This is a genomic window from Paenibacillus sp. NFR01 (genome assembly GCF_900111565.1).
GTDB lineage: Bacteria > Bacillota > Bacilli > Paenibacillales > Paenibacillaceae > Paenibacillus_AQ.
This window is the reverse complement of sequence record NZ_FOIK01000003.1, coordinates 116,526-134,486: the sequence shown is the minus strand read 5'-3', so window position 1 is coordinate 134,486 and position 17,961 is coordinate 116,526. Positions and strand designations below refer to the sequence as shown.

Here is a 17,961-nt window from a genome sequence, read left to right as displayed (position 1 = left end):
CGCCTCACTATTCGAATACAGCCAGGACCATGGTCTGGTTGAAATGCTGTTGCCCCAGCTGCTCGCCGTATCCGGCAAAACCGATGTAATCTCCCAGGGCCATGCTCATATCCCGCGCAAAATCATCTAAGTATCCGTCCCCCTCAAACAGCATCGACCGGGCCAGACAATTGACCATGAGGGCCAGCGAAGGCCGGGGGATATCCTTTTTCACCGTTTCAATCGTATTATGTATAACCGTCTTGTAATCGTCCGGCTCCAGCAGCACCATTTGCGAGTTGTTGTACACCTTGGCGTGATAGGACATTCCCTGCCCGCCTGTAACCGCCTGATTGGCGGTAATGTACATCTCGTTCCCGATAATGCGGCCCATCGGATAGCCGTCCAGATATTTCGGCAGGCCGTCTATCGTCGTATTCAGGGCTTCCGCAACGACCACGGCAGCCGGCCGGTTGTCATATTCATGGACGATCCGGTTGCGCTCATCCACCTTGGTGGCCGTAAAATGATGCTGCGTAGGTTTATAGATGTTTTCCCGGTACATTCGGATCTTTCCGCCCAGATTCTTGATGAATACAAAAGCGCAGGCATTATTGTGTACCTTGCCATTCAGCGAGATCATTGTCCGTTCCGCTCGGCCGTGATCGCCGGCCGATCCCCCGAACAAAGGGATGCCTTTCTCATCCAGAACCGAATTCAGCGTCGAGAGCACCAGTTCCTCGCAGCTCATTAACGCCGTGGAAATCTCGAAGCATATCGTATTGCTCAAATCGGAGAATTGTCCGAGCGAGCGTTCGATCCGCTCCACATACTTCAGCGGGAACCGGCTGGCTTCTTCCAGCACGTCGGCATAACATTCGATTCCTTCCTCGATTCCCATGACCAGCAGGCCTTCCTTGTACGCCCCGTCTTTGCAAAACCCGGCAAAGGTCGTCGAACCCAGGATAATGCTGCCATTAAATCTCGCGTTGATCTCTTCATTGTATTCCTCAAAATGTCCCACATCCGAGAAAAACAAAAGCAGCCTTGGTGAGCCGATCCCGGCCGCGGCTTCCGTTACGGCTTCCCTGATGTCCTGTTTCGAGCTTCTGCCTACAGAATACTTCATCGACAACACCTCCAGTAGAAATAGATTCCAAGTTTAACCTAAATGCTCTTGCACAATTGAGTATAAAGTCCCTTTCATTTCCTCACAATAAAGAATAATTCTATTGATTCTATTAAATTGAAAATAAATATAGCCCGGGAGTTCCCGGGCTGTGTCCCTGTTGAATCCGCTAAATTGACAGAGCGGCATCCTTTGGATATATTAGTGGTGCAAAATTATATTTTAATCAATTTATTTAGATGAAGAAAAGAGGGATAAAATGGCCATTCTTAGCACCATTCTCGTTGCTATTGTAGCGCTGGAGCATGTATACATACTGATTCTGGAAATGTTTCTATGGACGACTCCCCGCGGGCAAAAAGCCTTTGGCACGACACCTCAGTTCGCCCGCGATACGAAATCGCTGGCAGCCAATCAGGGGCTATACAACGGCTTTCTGGCCGCCGGCCTGGCCTGGGGCCTCTTCCACCCGAACGATACGTTCAGCTATCAGCTCCAGCTGTTCTTTGTACTCTGCGTCGTTGTCGCAGCAATCTATGGCGGCATTACCGCCAAGAGATCCATCCTGCTCATGCAGGGTCTTCCGGCCCTCTTAGCGCTGCTTGCCGTTATTGCCGCACATTTCTAAAGGACGGATTCCCTTAGATCATTATTTCCAGATTTCATCGGCAATCTCTTTGATAAAGGCCAGCTTGTTCCACTGCTGCTCCTCAGTCAGGTGATTGCCTTCCTCCGTCGAAGCGAAGCCGCATTGCGGGCTCAAGCAGATCCGATCCAGGTCGACGTATTGCTGGGCTTCCCCGATGCGCTTCAGAATCTCTTCCTTGCTCTCCAGCTCGCCGATTTTGGAGGAGAACAGGCCAAGCACAACCTGCTGATGCTCCTTCAGGAACCGCAGCGGTTTGAAATCGCCGGCGCGATCCGTATCGAATTCCAGATAGTAGCCGGAGTAGTTATTGATGTCCAGCAGCGTCTTCGCGATCGGCTCATAACCTCCGCCTACACCCGCATAGGTTGATACATAGTTGCCCCGGCACACATGTGTGGTGACCACCAGGTCCTCCGGCAGATCCGCTACCACCGCTTCATTCAGCTTCGCGAATTCATTGGCATAGTCGGCCGGATCTAGGCCGATCTGATCCATAAAGGCGATGAACTGGACATCGCACAGCGCGCCCCAGGTGCAATCGTCGATTTGCAAGCTGCGGCAGCCCGCTTCGTAAAGCGCCAGAATGACGGCCCGGTACGCCTTGGCAATATCCGCGACCAGCTCCTGACGGTCCGGATAGATCGCTTTCGTGCGCTCCTGATTCTCCGCGCGGTCCAGCTCGAACAGGAACTGCGCCGCGGCCGGAATCGATTGGCGGGCGACGACGCTGCCGCCGGCAATGCTTTTCAGGAACGTATAGTGGGCGACAAAAGGGTGGCTGCTGTAGCCGATTGTCCCGGTCAGGCTCGCGGTTTCCGGTCTCGACTGCGCACCGTTAAACTGGTAGCCCTGATCAATGATCGTGCGTTCCACGCCGTCCAGTCCCCAGAAAAAATCCAGATGCCACCACGAACGGCGGAATTCCCCGTCCGTCACGGCCTTCAGCCCGACCTCTTGCTGCTTCTGCACCAGCTTGGTGATTTCGGCGTTCTCTACTTCAGTCAGCTGTTCGGCGGTAAGTTCACCGTTCTGGAATTTCGCTCTTGCCTCTTTCAAAGCAGCCGGGCGCAGGAAGCTGCCCACGATATCATAGCGGAATGGCGTAACTGTGCGTTGTTCAGGGGCTGTAGGTGTACTCATTGGCATAATCTCCTTATTCGTTCGTATTGGGTACATGTACTATAGCACGCTAAAGTGCGGTTCCGGTTATACGAATAAGTGATAGCCAAAGAAGAGTACAAGACACAGCCCATACCCTTCCATGCCCCAATCGCCAGTTCATCGGAAGAATGCCGTAGGGGAACGCCAATCGGCCTCTTGTCAGCGTTTGCATAAAGACATCGGCGGTTTAAGGCTGCGAATACCGGGCTAATAGTTTCTTTTTATAGGAACAGGATGGTTAGAACGTCCGCTGAAAGGCTTTGATACACTTGCCGTCTTTCGAGGTATCGAGCACCGCAAACCGGATCTCCGAGAACAACATGCCCAGGCCTTCGTCCTGCAGCAGCTCCCGCCACCATCTCGCGACCTTTACGGGATCGTTGCGGAATACGCCGCAGCCGTATGCGCCCAGAATCAGGTTCTTGTCGCCTTTGTGCGCAAAGATCGCCAGCGCCAGCCGCATCCGGTCCTTCATGACCCGCTCGGCTTGTCTTGTGGATTCCCCCTTAAGCTGGACCTGGCCATAGTTAACGGCAGGCAGCGTCAAGACCGAGGCGGTGACGGGCTGAGGGATCAACTCAAACCGCTCATTGCGGAAAAACACCACATCCGGCGAATAAATCGCATGATCGGTATACATCATCGACGGGTTGGCCCGGTTTGCCTGATAGTAACCCTCATGACGCAGCTGCGTATCATATAATCCGCTGGAGGCGGCCAGGCTCTCCTCCTGGGCCATCGCTCCGTTCAGGAAGCCGCCGCCCGGGTTTTTGGCGCTGGCGAAGTTGAGGACGCCGACCCGCTCCTTCCCGGCCAGTGCGAAATCGAGAATAGCCTTTACTGTAGCTTCGGTGCCCACGGTGCAGGCAGCGGTCTGCGGCTGCCGGGGCAGTCCGGCGAGATTACGGACCAAATCTGCGCCTTGCGCCGGCGTAATCAGCTCGCTGTGATCCTCCGAATGCTTCTGCAGCGCCGCAAACTCCTTTCGGCTTTCTTTATAATCATAGAAACCTTGCCGCTGAATCTTCACGGTGTCTTCGGCAATTTCTTTCCGGTTCATTTGAAATTCCCCTCTCTTTATAAGGATGTCGCGTTAAGAATATCCCGCGCTTCCGTCAGCGCAAATCCAAGCAAATTTTTCCCGCGCCATTTCATGGGGTTCTCCGCATCGGGGTTTGACTCGCCCATCCCGATCCCCCAAATCCGGTCCCGCGGACTGGCCTCGACGAGAATACGATTGCCGGTCGATCTCAGATATTCGCCAAGCGCCGGGTTTTGCGAAAATTTAGCCACGCTGCCTCTTTTGACGATGTCATAACATTGGCTGTCCCATACTTCCTTGTCGAAGCGGCTTACTGCACGCCCGAAGGCTTTCATGGCTTTCGGATCATGAGTCTTCAAGATCGCTTCCAGCATCGTTTCGTCCCCGAACAGCCGGGCCTTCTCGGCCATCATAAACTGCTCGGCGCAAGAATATTCGGTTCCCTCTACGGTAAAGCGGCTCGGCCACCACTGGCTAAAGCAGCTTTTGCTTACGCTTCCGTCCTTCGGCGGCGTATGACCCCAGAAAAATAAATATTTAAACGACTTTCCTGCGAGATGCGCTTTTCTCAGCTCTTCGATCGTGTAGATCATCAGGCTTCCCCCCAGTTCCTCCGATATAAGCGGGAAGGGCGATGTCCCGCATTCTCCGTATAATGGTCGGTCTCTGCGACCAACTCGGCGACCTTGCGCCGGAAGGCCGCCTTCAGCAGCTCTTTGTCCAGAATCACTTCGTATACCTGCTGCAATTCCGTCAACGTAAACAGCTTCGGCATCAGATGCAGCGCAATATCGCTGTCATTCGTCTGTCCGCGCAGGCGCTCGATGGCGCAGGCGATGATTTTTCCGTGATCAAACGCCAGGCCGTTATTCTCTACGATGGTGTATTCAAGAGACCTGGAGGTCGGCTTGGCCGTCACCGTCCGGTTGATCACCGCCGTCAGCTCTTCCCCCTCGGCGCTAAGCTTCAGTTCGTAGGTCCATGTTCGGACATACCCTTCCTCCAGCAGCTCTTTCTGCTCCCGCAGCAGCCGGTAGCTCACCTTAAACCAGGCCGCATCGTCGGCATCGTCCCCGGCCTCCAGCCGAAACCGGCTGCTGTCGATCAAAGCCATGTAGCTGCAGCTCATAACCCAGGTGCGGGGGTCCCGCCCTACGTCGGTGAAAGTATGCAACTGCTCCAAATACACGTCGCTTACGCCGGTCTCTTCCTGAAGCTCACGCGCGGCAGCCTGATCCGCGTTCTCATCCGGCCGGACGAAGCCGCCCGGCAGCGCCCATTTGCCCAAGTAGGGGTGCCCGCCCCGGCGGATGAGCAGGATGCGCAGTTCTTTTTCCGGAAGCTTGCGGTAGTTGCCCTCCTCCGTACTCGTCACGGTGAAAATCACCATATCCGTCGCCACCGAAGGCCGCTCGTAATCACCTGCCCGGTATTGCGCCAAAAATTCGCTTTCTGTCAATCCTTCACGATCCACCATACCCATGGGTTTGCCCTCCTCCTTATTTGCACAGCTCGCCAAAATAATTACTATAGGGTTTAAATGTCGCCAGTACCTTATCGACCTTGTTCATGCGCTCCTCCAGCGATCCCCGCAGCGTAATGTAGGGAATTCGCCGGGCCTTGAGGTCGGCAATAATCTGCTTGTGGAACACCTGCCGCTTCTGATCGCCGCTGCGGTCCCAGGTATCGTCATATGGAATATCGTCCTCGCACAGGAAAAACAAATCATACCGCTGCGCATTCTCCAGCGCGAGCCGGGTCAGCAGCTCCGGCGCGCGTCCGTGGTAATCCAAGGCGTACATATACGTCGTTATCGCATTCGTATCGACAAAAAGATACCGGTCCGCCTCCAGCAGCGCCCGCTCTTCCCGCTCGATATGGCCCACGGCGATTTCATCGAAGGCCTCTAGGCCGATACGCCGGTCCACCTGATGCTCGGTCCAATAATCCCTCCCGTATTCCGAAGCAAACGTTGTCCGGTAGCGCTGGGCCAAGGCCTCGGTAATCGTGGATTTGCCGGTGGACATCGCGCCCACAAACACCACTTTGGTGATCAGATCACGGTACACGAGATCACTGACATAATCCCGGTATTTATGCGGATCGGAACGGACCATCGTCGCCGATATCGGCACCTGCTGACGTGCTTCATCCACCCGTCGGTCAACGGCGCCCAGCGCGATGCTCATATGCTTGCCATAGAACTCGCTCGAATAAAAGTGGGTCACTTGCTCCCCTTGAAGCAATCCCAGAATATATTGCTCTTCCCGGATTTCATGCTCCCTGTCATCGGAATATCCGTCCGGACCGTCCCAGGCTTCGATGACCCGAACCGTCGGATAGAGCCTACGGATCCAGTTCGCCCGGACATGCAGCGGAATCGGCGACACGGTCGTTTCATAGATGACAACAATCAGTTCGTCGACTTCCCGCAGGGCCGTCTCAAACATGAACTGATGCCCTTTATGCAGCGGGGCGAATTTGCCGAGCGTTAATCCAAGCTTTTTCATGCCAATGCCGCCTCCTTCGCACCCTTATTCCAGTTATAGTAACCGTAGACTGCGTTCATCAGATATGCGCTCCACATCACGATCATCATCGGACCTTCACCGCTGCCCTCCGCCGTCCGGATCACCCACAGCAGCACCGTGAACATATTGAGGACAATGTAGAGGAGCCACTGTTCTTTGAAGCGGGTGACCATCAGAAGCGTCGCAACAATGGACAACACCGTTGTAATCGCATCAATGTAAGGCGAGTTTTGCCCTTTTATGAACGACAGACCGAATCCCAGCAGCACCGAACCGGCGACGCACACCGCTCCGACGAGCAGCATGTCTCGTACCTTCATCTGGCGCATCGCCAGCTTGCCGCCTTCCATATTCCGCCGCCACATATAAAAGCCGATCACGTTCATCGGAACAAAAAACAGCAGATTAAGCATCAATTCGCCATTCAAGCCATTAACATAAGCGATATAGGCATACCCGAAGGTGTTATACATGCCAAACACATAACTGATCAGCTTTCCTTTTGCCGTAAGCACCACGCACAGAACGCCGGTAATAAAGACCGTAAAACCCAACAGAGAATCCTTGGAAACGACCGTAAATATAATGGCAATCGCAGTAAACAGAAACAGCCACACCAGCTCGAACCTATTCCAGCTGCCCGCAACTTTCTTCATGGTGTATCCCTCCGCTTTTCCAACTTAGTAACTTATTGATATTATTAATTTGTTACTAACAAGATATCAGATGTGCTTAAGGAATGCAAGGGGGCATCCGCCTAATTTTAGGAAAAATAAAAAACACCGCCCGGCACTAATGCCAAGCGATGGTTTCATACGAACAAACACCTAAGGGCGTTCTTCATTTTCTTGTTCTCACCTTTAATTGATGATGACTTCTCTTGTAAGATACACGAGGAGATCGTATCCATCCCACACCGAGTCGAAATGCAGTGCTTGTCCAAAGGGAACAATTCGGTCAACGCCACCATGCGGCAATTGATTCATAAAATCGACAAGTTGATCTTTTGATATTCCAAAATAACTTAAGGTCTGAACGCTTTCATTAATTGCTTCAGTGAGTTCATTTATATGATGAATCTGATACTCTAAAAATAATCCGCCACCGCAATGAACGGTGTTATATTCCCCATGAATAGCATTCATTCCTACTCGCACAGTCTTATGAGCGCCCTCAGTAAACACATGATCGGAATAATCTTGAGCTGCCAAAAAATCAGCTGTTGTTAACCGAAGCACATTCATATAGGTTTCATTCTTGTAGCCTTCTTTATCGATTGTTCGGTCAACAAATTCCCAAAATTTCGCCTTTGCCATTTCTACTTCTTCCGACTCGCCAATCCAATAAACTTCGCGGGGTGAAGAGCATGCCATTTGGCCAAACCACAATGCGTCGTTATAAAACTTTTTGGACAAATCATCAAGGGCTGCATCCTCTAATTCATTTACGCTTGAAGCCTGAATAATCGCCTTAGAATAACGGTTTGGGAAAACAAGCTCCACAGCACTTGGCGGCAGAGAACACGCACGTATTGATCTAACAGATTGGTCTCCACCCCAAATTACTCGAAGTTGGCAAATATCCGAAAGAGCTTGGGTATATTCCTCTTCATGGTTATATCTCACTAAAAGCGTTCTATCTGCAATTTCAACAAATAGTTCTTGTTCCAGCAAAGCGTTAATTTTATCAAATAAAATTTCGGTTTGCGGGTTGTTTCTCCGTGACAGACGAACAATATTCTTATTGCCGGTTAACATCGAAAGGATCCACGAATACACAAAAATGGAATCAACATTTGCAGGAGCAAAATGAATAACGGTTCCTCTTGGCCGCAAATGTCGGCTTATCCCAAACTGTTCAAATCTTTTTTGAAGTTCCATAATGTGACTCTTCCGAAGCCAATGGGCCGTAGCCATTAATTCCGGGTATGCCCGCATTGTTCTGTCCAATAAGATACTTTTAGACAATGCCTCTAGGAATTTAACCGTAGTTGCATCAAAAGGAATGGAGTTCGAACGATTTGCCACTTTATTTATTTGCGCTCTCCATTCCGAATCTTGCAGTTTCTTAGGTATGATTATTTGCATGTTTCCCCTCCCCACAATTACGTTAACGTAAACGTGTCACTACAGCCTCTTGCTTCTGCTTTCGGAAGTCTGCCATGAACAATGAAATACTTCCCTTTACGGCCGCATTCGCAATCGTCTTCTCCGAGAATTGTGCCTCTATCTTCAGTAAGCAGGCTGTGGCCCGGATAACTTCTTGGAAGAATGCTTAAAACTTGAATTAATCCTTCTGTTCCGTATGGAACAGGCTTCAGGGTTTCTTCATCGCGAATGAGGATATCCGCAAAGTCAGGAGTATGCAAATGCCCGTGTTCGCACTGCATGTAAATCGATCCGACTTGCTCTACCATTCCGTAATAATCATAGACCTGGGAAATATTGAACTGCTCCTTAAGCAAATCTCTAAACATACCATCGGATACAGCCTGGTTTTGGAGCTTTTTCCATCCTCCTCCATGAATCAGTATGCTTCCTTCTAAATCAAGAATACGGTTAGAACGCTTAAAGTTGTTCAATAAAAATTCCCAAATTATATAAGTGAATCCGAATATGAATATTTTTTCACCCTTATACTTCTGAAGAAATTCCAAAAGTTCTGCCTCTTTAAGCTTCATATCCTCGTCAAATAAATAAAGATGATGATGCCCAAATTGCGAAAAACCAATTGTGCCCGCTAGGCGCGCGCTGAATTGAGAACGATTTTTCAATAAATTAGTATCGGCAATGATCATAGGAAGCCTTTTTTTCCCCAAGTAACTACGCACTATTAAATTCAACGCTTTGGTCTGCATTTCCGAAGTCAATTTATCAATATGAATTCGAGATACCTGCTGACCTGTAGTCCCGCTGGAATTCAGAATCTTAAAGCGTTCTTCTTCAGGCATCGAAAACAAATCCAACATTTTAAACAATTGAACCGGCAAAAATGGAAGTTCGGTTAATTCATTAACTTCGATCTTTGCGGATGTCTTATCAAGAATCCTTTGGTAAGGCAGGCATTGTCGATAATGAAAATCGGTTAATTCACGTAATTCTTTTAGCAACATGAATTCTTTGACATCACGGGACAATTTGTAGGGGTTCTCGGAAGAAAGAATTTGATCGATCATATTTGGCCCTCTTTATTCAACTTCCCATAATCAATCTTTCCATTTTCTAATAAAGGGAAGGTGTCCTTGAATACTATATTGATGTTCAGATGGTGAATCCGATAACGTTCTTTTAGTTTTTTCCGAACACTATCCTTGAGTTCAACGTTTTCCTCCCCTTCTATAATAACGGAAAGGATATCATCACTCCCTACGCATGCAACAGGCATTGAAAACTCCGTATTGATGTAGCGTTCGAGATCATCAAGATTCATTCTTAATCCATACAGCTTGATAAATCGCTTTATCCTTCCTTCGAGCCAGAAATACCCGTCCTCATCAATTCGTCCAATATCGCCGGTTTGAAGGCTCCCTTTCAGAATATCCCCTTTTGTCAGATCTTTCCTAGTTTCGGCGTAACCCAACATGACATTTGGGCCTATATAAATTAATTCAGATGTTTGTTCATTCAGCATTATTTTCCCATCAGGTATGGCAATTCCAATACTTCCCATTTTTTCGGGCAACTTGTCAAAAGGCACATAACTAATTCTGGCTGTTGCCTCTGTCTGTCCATACATCATCGTAAATTTGCAGTTCTTCTTTTTTGCCGCTTGATAAAAATATTCCGCTAAATTTTGGGCAAGTCTACCACCTGCTTGCGTGAACGAGCGAAGCGAGGGTAATTCCATTTGTTCAAACTTCAATCTGTATAGCATCTGGTATAAATATGGGACAGCAGCAAACGAAGTTGCTTCATGGGTCTTAAACAACTCCCAAAAGCGCGAACTGACAACCGATTCGTCTGTAAGGATAATTGTCGCTCTCTGAAGTATGTGGCTATTTATTACCGACAACCCATATGAATATGCCATGGAAAGTGTGGTGATCGGACGTTCCATGGCAGTTATGTTGAGATAATTCGCTATTGAGACCGCATTGCTTTGCAAGTTGTTATAAGAAAGCTGTACTAGCTTCGGACTCCCGGTCGAACCGGAAGTAGTAAGCAGCACAGCTAATTCTGGATAGAGCGTATCATCCTCGTTATTCTCCAGCCTAATAAGTTCCTTGTCAAAGACCCAATCCACGTTATAGGTTTGGATATAATCTTTTTTTATTTCCTCTGTCAACCCAGCATCCAGGAGCATTACCGTATCTTTATTGTTCAGCGCAGCCAAATAAGCCACAACACAGTCAATCGTATTTCTCGCAAAAATAATGCCCACCTGCTTCTTAGGGGAAAGCGAAGACAGCTGTTCCCGGAAGCTGCCGACCCTGTCACGAAGTTGCGCATACGTAATCGCAAGATTAGAGTCGGCTTCTATGATGGATATAGAGTTGTCGTCGGGAAGTTCCCAAAACATCATATCAGCATTCCTCCATCCACGCCGATGACTTGACCGGTAACATAGCTAGATAAATCGCTGCAAAGAAAACAAATTACGTTGGCTACATCTTCCGGCTGCCCGATCCTGCCCATTTTAATGCTCTCCAACCGTTCCTTAAACTTTTCTGCCGGAAGGCTTTTTGCCATGTCCGTGTCTATAAATCCGGGAGCGACTGCATTTACACGGATATTATGAACGGCCAGTTCCTTCGCTGCGGACATGGTTGCACCTATCAAGCCGGCCTTGCTTGCACTATATACTACTTGTCCCGCATTTCCGTTTCTGCCGATAATAGAAGCTAAATTGACGATGCTCCCATATTTTTTTGGCGACATCAGCCTTGCGGCATATTGCATATGGTAAATTGCCGACGATAAATTGGTGTCCAAGGTTTGCTGCATTTGTTGCCCGTCGATCATCCCGAGCAAACGGTCTTGAAGAATACCGGCGTTGTTTACCAGAGCATCCAACTGGCCGAATTTTTTCTTTATGGCCATAAAAGCTTCTTTTACTTTCGCAATGTCTCTAACATCATAAGGAAGCGGTAGTACTTCCGTGCCGAATTCACGTTCAATCTCTTGCTGGGAATCATAAAGGGATTGTTCGTTTCGTCCATTTATTGCCAACTTAGCTCCCGCTGCGGCGAACGTAAATGCTGCTTGTCTTCCAATTCCTTTAGATGATCCCGTAATAAATATAACTTTATCCTTTAATGTTATCATTCAAAGGAGACTCCGTATTTTTTTAATACTTCAATAGCTTTATTGAACGAACTGATTTCAATAATATCTTCAGTATCCAGCATGATATCAAACGTATCGTCAAGTTGGGCCACCAGTGCCATATGGGCAATGGAATCCCATTCCGGAATGGCGTTATATTTCAACTCTTCGACATTATTATCTGGAGATATACCTAGTGCATCAATAAAAGCTTGGTTTAATTTTTGGTTGTTTGTCATGGTCTCTTCCTCCTAATTAGGTCTATCTTGGTCAGCATCGCCTTTTGTAATATACCACGTTTGATCATTGATGGATTCAATCTTGCCTTGAAGCTCCTTAGATACGTACATCGCTGCCATCATATGCGTGATTTCTAAATCTAATGGTTTGAATCTTGTTGGCAGAACTAGCTTATCCGCTTCATTCTTCATCACACGTTTAAATCCGACAGCCTCAAGGCCCCATGATGTAATTGAAGAGAAACAATAAAAATCGTTAAATAGAAGGTTGTTCTGCTCACTGAATTTTACGATTTCGTTAGCTAACTGAATTGCGCTATCTTGATCCTCGGCAATAAACTCGACAATTCTGCCAATGGACCCTTTTCCATCCAAAATCGTCTCTTTTCTCACGACCAGCAAGCCTTTGTATTGTCCATCATTGTTCTCGCAAGTAAAGACCTGATAATTAAATGAAGGGTGATTAAGATATCTCCAAGATAGGAACGCAGCATTCCTTGAAAAACCGACATTAGCTTTCGCCCATTTCGAATAAAAAACATCCCACTTTTCAGGATCAAATTGTTCGAAAACTTTATAGGTCGGGTTGCCTTCTACACTACGAATTTTATCATAATACCTGACGGGTTTCTCGTTCCCTTCCAGAAGAAGTTTAATCGTAGAATCCTTATCCTGTATCCCGATCCATCTAGGAACATCAGGTATGACTTGATAGCCGCCCATACCTTTATATAATCTAGCTACATTAGCGTTAATTCCTAGATTTAGGACGACAGCCGGATCAAACTCCAGCATTTTACGCATAAGCTGTATGCCTGCGCCCGTATGTCTATGCTCGGGAGGAACGATCCAGTTAGTAGGAGCAAAGCCCATTTTTTGTTTGCCATACACATTGAATTCGAAAGCCATTAATCCGAAGATGCCGATAATTTCGCCTTCATGCCATGCACCAAGAAATCCATAGTGGTCTCGCCCAAATACGGTCTGGCTTACAGAATGATCATAAAACATATGATTCAGTAAATTTTCGTCCCTGCTTAGAATATGATTTTTAGCCCATAAATCATTTAGAGCGCTCATCAGCTCAGAAGTCTCGGAACGTTTAAATAAACGAATCTCCATAAAAATCTCCTTTTATTCGAAATTACCTACAGGTGGAATACGATTGCAATCAAAGCGGTTGAGCCAGAATCGGTTATTCTCATCATTAAAACCCGCCAAAGTAGTAAAACCTCCTGCAAATCCTTCTTTCTCCAAAACTGGACGCAACTTCAATATCATGTCCTGGTAGAGCGTCCCTCCGCCAAAGGCTGGCGTATACCACTTAGGCGAAAAACCTAAATGTTCCTGGATGAATTGTTTGCAGGGTTTTATTTCATTCGCGAAAAAGCGTTCAGCCACTCCACAATATGGCTTGTGATCTACAGCATGGACTCCAATAGACATGCCCGCATGATTTATAACTTTCCACTCATCGAGGTTAATATAATAAGACTCTATAAAACGATCCCAGGTTTGAAACTTTTCAATTAATTTGGGCTCAAGCACGCTTCTACTTTCTTCTTCAGACAGATAAAAGTTTAAAGCGTATTTATTGTACCTTCTATATATATCCGGCTCATAACTATAGATTTGGCTATTTTCTTTAACTTGGGAGGTATCAAATTTACTGCAGATTTCTTCCCATATCTCTTCATCAGTGAAAAACGACAGTGCCGCATGTACAAGATGAACCACCGGAACTTTCCTGTTTGTAAAGATACCGGACATAAAAGTAAAGTATGCTGGAATTCCCCTCGATTTAAGAATCGGAAATGCAATCTCATACTGATCTTTGGTTGCATCGTCAAAGGTAATCACGCATCTGGGTTTCGATTGACGGGGTTTCTCTAAATCATCGGGTACAACGACTTCATAATTCTGTAAAACCCAATCTAGTTGTTTCTCGAACAAGTCAGGGTGCAGCGGATGGATTCCCTTCAACCCAGGAACTTGAACATAGTGATACATAATAGCAACGTCTCGCAACCCATTCACCCTTTTGATCTTGAAGTAATATAGTTAGATTATCGGTTTATACACCACTTATTTTTAGCCTGTTTCATTCGGTGCCTATCCCTGGTATCGACACATTTACGACAGCGAGCACTCTTTAAAGAAGGCTGTCCACATTGGACAGCCCAGTGTTTGTTCTTATTGACTTGTTGTTCAAACTTAGGTCCAGGCCCACAAAAAACCGTCGCGGTCCCAAGCAATCCGGCCGCCGTGCAGCTTGCGGAACGCCTTCTTCACCTCTTTGGACAGCGATGCGTTTCCGTTCTCGTTCACGAATACGAATTGCTCGCCGAAATTGGCCTTCACGTATTCAACCGCAGCGGTCTGGTATAACGTCCCCGTAAACCTGATTTCCTTGACCATCCATTCCGCCACGTCTTGCGCGGTTACTTCCATGGGGTTCCTGCTCCTTCCTGCTTGCCCTGCTCGTAGATGCCCCCATTATAGCATGAACCGTTCTATCCTGCCGTTCACAAAAAAGTCCCTGCACGGCAGCAGGCTTTCCGGCGCCTTACTGCCATGCAGGGAACATTCTCTTATTGCGTGACTTTTACGTTTCCGAACACGGCCTTGTTTCTCGAGTCGTCACCCGGATTGCTAAGCGCGAGGCCGATATACACCTTGCGGGTCATTGGAACCTGAACGGTTCCGACCGTCTGCCAGCTTGTTCCGTTCGACGAAATCGCCCCGGTGAAGGTATTTCCGTTTCGGGTCAGCTTCAGCCATTTCGGGGCTGTCGCGGCAACCGTGTGGTCGACGGTAACGCCAGTGGTCGCTGCACGATACTGGAAGGTTGCGCCATTCTCCGGGGTGAGCATCATGTCTACATGCTTCGAATCAGAAGTAAGCGTCTCACGGATCATGACTCCGGCTTTGGCCCAGCCGTCCAGGCGGCTTATGGACTGCACTTTCACAATAATCTCTGCATTGCCCCACAAGGATTGATAAATATAATTCATTTGATCCCCATTGCCCCAAATATCCGTAGAGGTGCTGCTCAGTGTAAATTGCTTATTGGTGGCATTATAGGTGACGTTCCCCGGCATGGAACCGATATTCCGGGCCTTCCATCCCGCCGGCAGCTGCGCCGGATAATCTTGGTCCTCCGGAGCCGTCCAATCCGGCGTCGGCCAGGTTTCACGTTCATGGATTTTGGCCAGCTCAGATTCCGGCCAAACCCCGTAAGCAAAGAAGGACAACCGCTTCACGCCCGGATAGTTCTCGCGGATTCCCTGGTAAATCTCCTGATACTGATCGTCGGTCCAGTCGTTATCGAGCGTCGCGACGATTTTCGCCTGGCTCCCGCTGATCCGGTCGCTTGTATCCTTCAGGATGCCGTAGGATGTGCTGTACACCCAGTCGCTGTTGAACTCCCAGTCGTCAAAGTACGCCATCGGGGCAACGAAGTCGATATAATCCTTGAATTTGGCTACGTTCTGCCCTACTTCCGTAAATTCCGGCGGCAAAATATACACGCCCAGCTGCACATCCGGATTTGCAGATTGGGAAATATCCTCGCGGATATCGCCGACATACTGCCCGATCTGCTCCGTTCTCCACTCGTTCCACTGTTGCCGCTTCGCCGAATCGGTATTGAAGTCGATGGTGAGCGGCGAATATCCGTATTGTGCCTTGTATTTTGCGATCGTATAATCGCTGACATCCATGTTGTAATTGTCGAACCGGATCCAGTCCAGCACGACGCCGTCCACGTCATAATTGTCGATCACTTCCTGAATGATGGAACGCTCATATTGCTGCACTTCCTGGCGGATCGGATTGACGAAGTATTCGTTGCCGCCCGAACCGGTAAACGGCGTCCGCACTCCGTTAACGAGCGCCTGCATCTGCCATTCCGGGTGTTTCAGGAAGGCCTGCTGATCATGGAACTGCGGAATCCAGGCATGAACCTTGATGCCTGCGGCATGGGCGGCCGTAACCACCTCTTGCAGGGCATCGAAGTTCTGGTAGCCCTGGGCAATCGGAGCAATGGTGCTGTGATAGAATACCGATCCGGATGGAACCTCGTCATCCTCATCCTGCTTCACATTCATGCTGATGACATCGACGCCGTATTGTTTGGACAAGGCGATGAAATTTGCGACATCCGTCTTGTTCTTGAACTGATTGACGGTCCGTACAATAACCTCCGTTTCAAACGGAGTTTTGCTCTCTCCCGCAGCCTTAACAGGAGCCGTAGTTCCAATCACCGGGAAAACCAACAAGAAGCTTAACGCCGCAATGAATCTCTTTTTCAGAGCAAATGCCATAATCTCGCCTCCATAAATGAGTTATTTCGTCGCGTTGATTTTCTGGACATTCTCCTGCCATTTCTCGGTTTTGTACTCCAGCAGCTTCGCGAGTCCGGCTTTTTCAGCGTTTTTCTTGGCTTTATCCAGCGCCGACAGCACATCTTCATCCGACTTGGCTTGAACCATCTGGGCAAAAGCCAGCGTATAAATATCCGCCACATTTTGGGCGATGATGCCGATTTCCGTATCCGGCACCGGATCGGTATTTACGAATTCCGTAATGTCCAGCGCGGTTTTCCAGGTTACCGTGGACTGGGCTACCGTCTCCCACGATTTTTGGTTCGCGGCCAGCGACGCCTCCAGGCTCATTTTTGCCGTATCGATAAAGGTCGTATTGCCCGCCCAGTTGAAGTCCTCGAATTTGCGCATCGTTTCGGTGCGTTCGTTCGCAGGCGCCGTTTTGTATTTCTCGTTCGGGATCGGCGCTCCGCTTGCGTCTTCTTCATCCCAGTAGAGGCCTTTCGGGCCGAAGAACAGCACCTTTTGTCCCTCCGGACCCGTGATCCAGTCGTAATATGCAAAAATCGCCTCCGGATCCTTCGCCTTCTTCGTAATGACATTGACGTTCCAGCCCAGCGTCTCAAAACCGCTGACAAACACTTTGTTCTTGTCTAAGCCGGCTTTATGAATCGGCCAAATGATCTCATACCCGCTGTCCGGATTGCTCGCCGTTAACGCCCGGTGCCCTTCGGCCCCGTATGTCGTAATGTTGGATTCGACCATCACCGCTACCCGGCCGGTATTTACCTTTTCTTTAACCGCATCCTGGGTCTGCTGCAGCGCATCCTGTGTAATCAGGCGTTCGCGGTACAGCTTATTGACATACAGCATCATTTCCTTGTAAGCCGGATCGTCATAGATCGAGACCAGCTTGTCGCCTTCGGGGTATCCTCCGAGAGAAATGAACTTGCTGGTGGCATCCTCCCGGAAGCCGCCGTACATGATTTCCAGGCCAGCCCCCTTCTCGCCGACCTCCAAAGGCACAACATCCGGATACTTTTCCCGGACCTGCTGCAGGTACTGATACAGATCATCGAAGGTTTCCAGGGCAGGTTTGCCGAGCGCGTTGTAAATATCTTTATTGACCATCCAGCCGCCGTTGCCGAATTGGCCCGAGGTGTACCAGTTCGGAATTTGATAGATTTTGCCGTCTTCCGAGCGAAGCAGGTTCAGCGTGGACTCTTTGACATACTTTTTGAAGTTGGGATACTTCTCATAGTAATCATCGAGGGCAACGAGCTGTCCTGCCTGCACCAGCTTTTCTACGGTCGGTCCCCGGTCGGTGAAGATGACATCCGGCAAATCGCCGCTGACGATCATCGTGTTGAGCTTCTCCGCGGCTGCGCCGCCGGACTGCACCGGTTCAACGGTCACCTTCTGGTTCTCCTGAATCCATTTCGTCGCCTCATTGTCTGCCCAAGGCGCTGTCGTAAGCCAATCGTAATTTCCATAAAAGCTGAAGGTCACGGGCTTGATCCCGCTGCCATCGTCCGCGGCGGCATTCCCGGCATTCGAATTTGAATTTTTCCGGCCGCAGGCAGTGAGAAGAAGCAGTACGGAGATGAGCAGAAGCGATACTCCTTTGAACCGATTGCGCATT

At 48.8% G+C, this 17,961-nt stretch carries 18 protein-coding genes; 1 reads left to right on the top strand and 17 read right to left on the bottom strand.

From position 1 onward, the window contains the following. Positions 1 to 7: 7 nt before the first annotated feature. The gene (locus BMW84_RS15470; protein ID WP_091069989.1) at positions 8 to 1,108 is read right to left on the bottom strand and encodes an FIST signal transduction protein; all 1,101 of its coding nucleotides are present in this window, start codon (positions 1,106 to 1,108) and stop codon (positions 8 to 10) included. A 259-nt stretch (positions 1,109 to 1,367) separates the two neighbouring features. Between BMW84_RS15470 and BMW84_RS15465 the strand changes: the two genes are divergently transcribed. Beyond that, positions 1,368 to 1,736, top strand: a complete 369-nt coding sequence (locus tag BMW84_RS15465) for a DUF1304 domain-containing protein (RefSeq protein WP_091069988.1) — start codon at positions 1,368 to 1,370, stop codon at positions 1,734 to 1,736. Positions 1,737 to 1,757: 21 nt separating this feature from the next. On the opposite strand, the gene BMW84_RS15460 is transcribed toward BMW84_RS15465, so the two are convergent. The 16 genes from BMW84_RS15460 to BMW84_RS15385 form a co-directional block, all read right to left on the bottom strand. After that, positions 1,758 to 2,897 (bottom strand): 5-methyltetrahydropteroyltriglutamate--homocysteine S-methyltransferase, encoded by a 1,140-nt coding sequence (locus BMW84_RS15460; RefSeq protein ID WP_091069986.1) that lies wholly within the window; start codon positions 2,895 to 2,897, stop codon positions 1,758 to 1,760. A 259-nt stretch (positions 2,898 to 3,156) separates the two neighbouring features. Then, on the bottom strand, positions 3,157 to 3,978 hold the full coding sequence (locus tag BMW84_RS15455; protein WP_091069985.1) for a TIGR02452 family protein: 822 nt from the start codon (positions 3,976 to 3,978) through the stop codon (positions 3,157 to 3,159). A gap of 17 nt (positions 3,979 to 3,995) precedes the next feature. Next, a complete protein-coding gene (locus BMW84_RS15450; protein ID WP_091069983.1) occupies positions 3,996 to 4,553 on the bottom strand; it encodes an NADAR family protein in 558 nt (185 codons plus the stop codon). Next, on the bottom strand, positions 4,553 to 5,443 hold the full coding sequence (locus BMW84_RS15445) for an NUDIX hydrolase (protein WP_091069982.1): 891 nt from the start codon (positions 5,441 to 5,443) through the stop codon (positions 4,553 to 4,555). The genes BMW84_RS15450 and BMW84_RS15445 overlap by 1 nt, the downstream gene beginning before the upstream one ends. Before the next feature lie 16 nt (positions 5,444 to 5,459). Continuing rightward, entirely contained in the window at positions 5,460 to 6,470 is a 1,011-nt protein-coding gene (locus tag BMW84_RS15440; RefSeq protein ID WP_091069980.1) for an AAA family ATPase, read from the bottom strand. Beyond that, positions 6,467 to 7,147, bottom strand: coding sequence for a nicotinamide riboside transporter PnuC (gene pnuC, locus BMW84_RS15435; protein ID WP_091069979.1), 681 nt, complete (start codon positions 7,145 to 7,147; stop codon positions 6,467 to 6,469). The genes BMW84_RS15440 and pnuC overlap by 4 nt, the downstream gene beginning before the upstream one ends. 204 nt (positions 7,148 to 7,351) lie before the next feature. Further along, positions 7,352 to 8,578, bottom strand: coding sequence for an acyl-CoA reductase (locus BMW84_RS15430; protein ID WP_091069977.1), 1,227 nt, complete (start codon positions 8,576 to 8,578; stop codon positions 7,352 to 7,354). A gap of 17 nt (positions 8,579 to 8,595) precedes the next feature. Beyond that, positions 8,596 to 9,666: a LuxE/PaaK family acyltransferase gene (locus BMW84_RS15425; RefSeq protein ID WP_091069975.1), complete on the bottom strand. Its 1,071-nt coding sequence runs from the start codon at positions 9,664 to 9,666 to the stop codon at positions 8,596 to 8,598. After that, on the bottom strand, positions 9,663 to 11,012 hold the full coding sequence (locus tag BMW84_RS15420) for an AMP-binding protein (RefSeq protein WP_091069974.1): 1,350 nt from the start codon (positions 11,010 to 11,012) through the stop codon (positions 9,663 to 9,665). Before BMW84_RS15420 ends, BMW84_RS15425 begins: the two co-directional genes overlap by 4 nt. Beyond that, positions 11,009 to 11,755, bottom strand: coding sequence for an SDR family NAD(P)-dependent oxidoreductase (locus BMW84_RS15415; protein ID WP_091069972.1), 747 nt, complete (start codon positions 11,753 to 11,755; stop codon positions 11,009 to 11,011). Before BMW84_RS15415 ends, BMW84_RS15420 begins: the two co-directional genes overlap by 4 nt. Beyond that, positions 11,752 to 11,994 (bottom strand): acyl carrier protein, encoded by a 243-nt coding sequence (locus BMW84_RS15410; RefSeq protein ID WP_091069971.1) that lies wholly within the window; start codon positions 11,992 to 11,994, stop codon positions 11,752 to 11,754. Before BMW84_RS15410 ends, BMW84_RS15415 begins: the two co-directional genes overlap by 4 nt. Before the next feature lie 12 nt (positions 11,995 to 12,006). Beyond that, the gene (locus BMW84_RS15405; RefSeq protein ID WP_091069969.1) at positions 12,007 to 13,116 is read right to left on the bottom strand and encodes a GNAT family N-acetyltransferase; all 1,110 of its coding nucleotides are present in this window, start codon (positions 13,114 to 13,116) and stop codon (positions 12,007 to 12,009) included. Between the two features lie 12 nt (positions 13,117 to 13,128). Beyond that, positions 13,129 to 14,004 carry a polysaccharide deacetylase family protein gene (locus tag BMW84_RS15400; protein WP_139209634.1) on the bottom strand — a complete coding sequence of 292 codons (876 nt, stop codon included), beginning with the start codon at positions 14,002 to 14,004 and terminating at the stop codon, positions 13,129 to 13,131. A 204-nt stretch (positions 14,005 to 14,208) separates the two neighbouring features. Continuing rightward, positions 14,209 to 14,445, bottom strand: coding sequence for a DUF6953 family protein (locus BMW84_RS15395; protein ID WP_091069966.1), 237 nt, complete (start codon positions 14,443 to 14,445; stop codon positions 14,209 to 14,211). Positions 14,446 to 14,585: 140 nt separating this feature from the next. After that, complete coding sequence (locus BMW84_RS15390) at positions 14,586 to 16,319, bottom strand: family 10 glycosylhydrolase (RefSeq protein ID WP_091069965.1); 1,734 nt, start codon at positions 16,317 to 16,319, stop codon at positions 14,586 to 14,588. 21 nt (positions 16,320 to 16,340) lie between these two features. Then, a complete protein-coding gene (locus tag BMW84_RS15385) occupies positions 16,341 to 17,960 on the bottom strand; it encodes an extracellular solute-binding protein (protein ID WP_091069964.1) in 1,620 nt (539 codons plus the stop codon). Between the last annotated feature and the right edge of the window lies 1 nt (position 17,961).

Bases quoted from the DNA above. Each gene is read 5' to 3' on its own strand.
- BMW84_RS15410 (WP_091069971.1), bottom strand. From the start codon at position 11,994: ATGACAAACAACCAAAAATTAAACCAAGCTTTTATTGATGCACTAGGT.
- BMW84_RS15470 (WP_091069989.1), bottom strand. From the start codon at position 1,108: ATGAAGTATTCTGTAGGCAGAAGCTCGAAACAGGACATCAGGGAAGCC.
- BMW84_RS15430 (WP_091069977.1), bottom strand. From the start codon at position 8,578: ATGCAAATAATCATACCTAAGAAACTGCAAGATTCGGAATGGAGAGCG.
- BMW84_RS15395 (WP_091069966.1), bottom strand. From the start codon at position 14,445: ATGGAAGTAACCGCGCAAGACGTGGCGGAATGGATGGTCAAGGAAATC.
- BMW84_RS15405 (WP_091069969.1), bottom strand. From the start codon at position 13,116: ATGGAGATTCGTTTATTTAAACGTTCCGAGACTTCTGAGCTGATGAGC.
- BMW84_RS15425 (WP_091069975.1), bottom strand. From the start codon at position 9,666: ATGATCGATCAAATTCTTTCTTCCGAGAACCCCTACAAATTGTCCCGT.
- BMW84_RS15450 (WP_091069983.1), bottom strand. From the start codon at position 4,553: ATGATCTACACGATCGAAGAGCTGAGAAAAGCGCATCTCGCAGGAAAG.
- BMW84_RS15385 (WP_091069964.1), bottom strand. From the start codon at position 17,960: ATGCGCAATCGGTTCAAAGGAGTATCGCTTCTGCTCATCTCCGTACTG.
- BMW84_RS15440 (WP_091069980.1), bottom strand. From the start codon at position 6,470: ATGAAAAAGCTTGGATTAACGCTCGGCAAATTCGCCCCGCTGCATAAA.
- BMW84_RS15400 (WP_139209634.1), bottom strand. From the start codon at position 14,004: ATGTATCACTATGTTCAAGTTCCTGGGTTGAAGGGAATCCATCCGCTG.
- BMW84_RS15445 (WP_091069982.1), bottom strand. From the start codon at position 5,443: ATGGGTATGGTGGATCGTGAAGGATTGACAGAAAGCGAATTTTTGGCG.
- BMW84_RS15455 (WP_091069985.1), bottom strand. From the start codon at position 3,978: ATGAACCGGAAAGAAATTGCCGAAGACACCGTGAAGATTCAGCGGCAA.
- BMW84_RS15460 (WP_091069986.1), bottom strand. From the start codon at position 2,897: ATGAGTACACCTACAGCCCCTGAACAACGCACAGTTACGCCATTCCGC.
- pnuC (WP_091069979.1), bottom strand. From the start codon at position 7,147: ATGAAGAAAGTTGCGGGCAGCTGGAATAGGTTCGAGCTGGTGTGGCTG.
- BMW84_RS15465 (WP_091069988.1), top strand. From the start codon at position 1,368: ATGGCCATTCTTAGCACCATTCTCGTTGCTATTGTAGCGCTGGAGCAT.
- BMW84_RS15420 (WP_091069974.1), bottom strand. From the start codon at position 11,012: ATGATGTTTTGGGAACTTCCCGACGACAACTCTATATCCATCATAGAA.
- BMW84_RS15415 (WP_091069972.1), bottom strand. From the start codon at position 11,755: ATGATAACATTAAAGGATAAAGTTATATTTATTACGGGATCATCTAAA.
- BMW84_RS15390 (WP_091069965.1), bottom strand. From the start codon at position 16,319: ATGGCATTTGCTCTGAAAAAGAGATTCATTGCGGCGTTAAGCTTCTTG.